This window comes from Paenisporosarcina sp. P5_A11 (assembly GCF_056400705.1).
This window is the reverse complement of sequence record NZ_JBFUKT010000234.1, coordinates 1-4,207: the sequence shown is the minus strand read 5'-3', so window position 1 is coordinate 4,207 and position 4,207 is coordinate 1. Positions and strand designations below refer to the sequence as shown.

The following is a 4,207-nucleotide window of genomic DNA, read 5'->3' as shown; positions in this document are numbered from 1 at the left end:
CAGTAGAATAGGTAGAACTATTTAAGGAGGAATATAAATGTCGATTTTCAATAAAGTTTTAGCATCTGTTGGGATTGGAAATGCAAAAGTAGATACCAAATTAAGCGATTCAACTTTTATGGTGGGAGAAATGATTTCTGGCGTGACTGAGGTAGTTGGAGGTAACACTTCACAATCAGTTGACTCAATTTATATCAAGGTTTATACAACCTTTGAGCGAGAAGCGAATGACAAAAAGTATACGGATTCAATTGCGATTTATACACATAAAATTACTGAACCGTTTACGATTGGTGAACAAGAGAAAAAAGAATTTACTTTTTCTTTTAATCTGCCACTAAATACACCAGTAACGATGGGGAAAACACGTGTGTGGCTTCAAACTGGTCTAGATATCAAAAATGCTGTAGACCCTGGAGATAAAGACATGATTGAAATTAGACCCAATGCATTTATATCAGCAGGGTTGCAAGCTGCTCAGAATTTAGGATTAAAATTACGTAAAGTTGATTGTGAAGAAGCACCTCGTGCGTACCGAGGAATTACTAAATTTGTTCAGGAATATGAATTTATAGCGACAAGCGGACCGTTTAGAGGGAAATTTGACGAAATTGAATTGTCATTCATTCCTAAAGGATTAGATGAAGTGGAACTCCTGATTCAAGTAGATCGTCGGGTACGAGGGTTAGGAAGTTTATTTTCAGAGGCATTAAATATGGACGAATCGTATATACGTTTAACGTTGTCAAATTCTGATCTATCTACACTTGAGTCAAAAATACGTCAAGAAATTGCGCGATATGCATAACACATTTGCATCTCCTCTTAAAAAACAGTATGATAGTACGGAAATGTTAATAAAGTGAGGGTAAAAAAATGAGTGTTCATATTAATGCAAAAAAAGGCGATATCGCCGATACGATTTTACTACCAGGAGATCCTTTGCGTGCAAAATACATCGCAGAAACGTTTTTAGAAGACGTGGTTCAATACAATGAAGTTCGTAACATGTTTGGATACACAGGAACTTACAAAGGCAAGCGTATTTCTGTTCAAGGAACAGGAATGGGAGTTCCATCTATCTCTATTTACGTAACTGAATTAATGGCAGAATATGATGTTCAAAAATTAATTCGCGTGGGTACATGTGGCTCAATTCACAAAGATGTAAAACTTCGCGACGTAATTATTGCTCAAAGTGCTTCAACTGATTCGAAAATGAATGAAATCATTTTCAATGGTATTAACTTTGCACCAACAGCTAATTTTGACCTGTTATTAAAAGCGTATAATGCAGGAATTGAAAAAGGCTTAAATCTTAAAGTAGGAAATGTATTTACAGAAGACGTATTCTACAATGAGCATGCAGAGCATGAAAAATGGGCTCAATACGGTATCTTAGCGCTTGAAATGGAGTCTTCAGCACTTTATACTTTAGCAGCTAAGTTCGGTCGCCAAGCACTTTCAATTTTAACTGTAAGTGATCACTTATTGACTGGTGAAGTGACAACTTCAGAAGAACGTCAATTAACATTTAACGATATGATTGTAGTAGCATTAGACGCTGCGATTCAAGATTAATCAGTAATAAGTAAAGGCTGTCATCTGTTTTCTGACAGCCTTTTTCTTTCCGTTTAACAGTTTTAAGGGATAAAATATACATAAATAGTGAAGCATATTTTCTAATGTTTTCGAATTGAAAGTGGTGAATGATATGGATGAACAGAAAAAAGATCCTGAACAACAAGTAAATCAGTCAGACCCAGTTCAACATAATGGACCAGCAGGGAAATATATTCGGTTGAAGCCTTTCTTCTTTATCATGCTTATTTTTACTTTAATCTTAAGTACCGCAGGGCTAACGATTTTTGCTTTAACTTTTGGCGAAGATAAAGTAGTTGAAGTAGGTTCTCAAGAAAGACGAGAGTTTCAAAAGCTGTACCAAGCATATGACAAGTTGAATGCTGGATACTACGCAGATATTGATCAAGATTCATTAGTGAATGGTGCAATCAATGGGATGATTGATGCTTTGGAAGATCCTTATTCGGATTACATGAATCAGGATGAAGCTGCCCAATTTGAAGAAAGTATCTCTTCAAGTTTCCAAGGGATTGGTGCTGAAATACGAGAACGTAATGGAATGATTTCAGTTGTGTCACCTATTAAAAACTCACCAGCTGAAAAAGCGGGGATTTTGACAAATGACAATATTATCGCTGTCGATGGTAAAAACATTCAAGGTATGGGTGCATCAGAAGCTGTATTGTTAATTCGTGGTAAAAAAGGAACGGAAGTCACCTTAACCATYCAACGTGGTGAAATGACTGAGCCATTAGAAATTAAAATTGTCCGTGATGAAATACCAATAGAAACTGTTTATGCTAAAATACTCGATGACAAGGTAGCGCATATTCAAATTACAAGTTTCTCACAAAACACATACGATGAATTACTGGCAGCTCTTACTGATATGGAAGAAGCCGGAATGAAAGCGTTGGTTCTCGACGTAAGACAAAATCCAGGTGGACTATTAACATCAGCCATCGATATTTCTAATTTGTTTGTTGAAGAAGGTAAACCTTTGTTCCAAACTCAAGAAAAAGGCAAAAAAGCAGAAATTTTCTTAGCTACCGATGGAAAGAAATTAAAAGTTCCAGTCTCATTATTAATTGATGAAGGAAGTGCTTCTGCTTCAGAAATTTTAGCAGCTGCTATGAGTGAATCTGCTGGAACACAACTTGTCGGATTGAATTCATTTGGTAAAGGGACCGTACAAACAGCAAATGAATTAAAAGATGGATCGAATATGAAATTCACAACTGCTAAATGGTTAACACCTGATGGCAACTGGATTCATGAAAAAGGAATAGCTCCGGATGTGAAAGTGGACTATCCCACATACTCGAAATTGCCATATTTGGATGCATCAATCGAAATTAAAAATGGCGTCTTATCAGATCAAGTTAAAGCTTCAGAAGAGATGCTTACCGCTATTGGCATAGATAGTGGTAAAGTGGATGGATTATTCGATGATCAAACAGAAGCTGCAGTTAAGCAATTGCAAAAAGAAGCGAAACTCAAGGAAACAGGTATTTTAACTGGGGAGACGACTTACGCTTTAATGGACCGCTTACGCTTGAAAATTGAAAAAGATGATCCACAGTTATTAAAAGCTAAAGAACTATTATTAAAAGACTTAGCAAAATAAACAAAAGCTGGCCTGCAAGTTGAGGCCGGCTTTTTTCATAAGAAAGGATGATTAATTTGAAGGATGTTTATTTATTTAGTGGCTTTTTAGGAAGCGGGAAGACATCTTTACTAACTGATACGATCCGTCAATTAAAAGAAAAAGGATTAAAACCTGCTGTACTAATGAATGAGTTGGGGAAACTTCCATTTGATTCACAAGCTGTTGAGGAAGATATACCTTTAAAAGAAATGTTAGAAGGCTGTATCTGTTGTTCCGGTTCTGAGAAAACCGAAGCACAGCTTCAAACTTTATTAACTGGTGAAAATTTTGATGTACTCATTATTGAAACGACAGGTGCAGCTCACCCAGTCGAAGCATTAGACGCTGTCTATTCCCCATTGTTTGCAAAGCAACTGAATGTAAAAGGGATCGTGACGGTCGTAGATAGCATTAGGTGGCTTGATAGACACTTACTGCCGCCACAAATGCGCTCTCTATTTTTAGAACAAATTCGTCATGCCCATCTATTATTAGCAAATAAAATGGATTTATTATCTGAAGCACAACAAGCAAAGGTAACTTTTGAATTACAAAGTTTTAATCCATCAGCTACATTAATTCAAACTTCACATGGTAAATGCCCTTTATCTATTTTAGAGAGGTTGGCAGGTACAGTTAGTGAGAAGGACGTTACCCAAGCTAGAATAGGACAAGAACTTGCATTATCAACACGATTGGTTTCATTTAAGCATGCTGTCGATAAGGACGCTTTTGAAGAGTGGTTACGTACATTACCAACTTCTATCTATAGAATGAAAGGCTATGTCCCTATTAATGGAATTAAAAATCCAATGCTTTTTCAATATTCATATGGGATGGTCCAATGGCTACCTKAATATGTGAAGATGGAGCCAACTATTGTAATCATTGGAGAACAACTCGCGCATCTAAATATTCCCGGAAGTGAGTGATTACTTATGAATGAAATCATTCAAGCATATCAAACCCTATTTC

4 protein-coding genes are annotated in these 4,207 nt (G+C 36.4%); all 4 read left to right on the top strand.

What is annotated here, in order from left to right; translation table 11 throughout:
- The first annotated feature begins 37 nt into the window (after nucleotides 1–37).
- The gene (locus tag AC1DOS_RS18430; protein WP_477538675.1) at nucleotides 38–808 is read left to right on the top strand and encodes a sporulation protein; all 771 of its coding nucleotides are present in this window, start codon (nucleotides 38–40) and stop codon (nucleotides 806–808) included.
- A 68-nt stretch (nucleotides 809–876) separates the two neighbouring features.
- Nucleotides 877–1,581: a purine-nucleoside phosphorylase gene (deoD, locus tag AC1DOS_RS18425; RefSeq protein ID WP_108585796.1), complete on the top strand. Its 705-nt coding sequence runs from the start codon at nucleotides 877–879 to the stop codon at nucleotides 1,579–1,581.
- A 133-nt stretch (nucleotides 1,582–1,714) separates the two neighbouring features.
- The gene (locus AC1DOS_RS18420) at nucleotides 1,715–3,211 is read left to right on the top strand and encodes a lmo1851 family serine protease (RefSeq protein WP_108585795.1); all 1,497 of its coding nucleotides are present in this window, start codon (nucleotides 1,715–1,717) and stop codon (nucleotides 3,209–3,211) included.
- A 56-nt stretch (nucleotides 3,212–3,267) separates the two neighbouring features.
- Nucleotides 3,268–4,164: a CobW family GTP-binding protein gene (locus AC1DOS_RS18415; protein ID WP_477538674.1), complete on the top strand. Its 897-nt coding sequence runs from the start codon at nucleotides 3,268–3,270 to the stop codon at nucleotides 4,162–4,164.
- Nucleotides 4,165–4,207 lie beyond the last annotated feature (43 nt).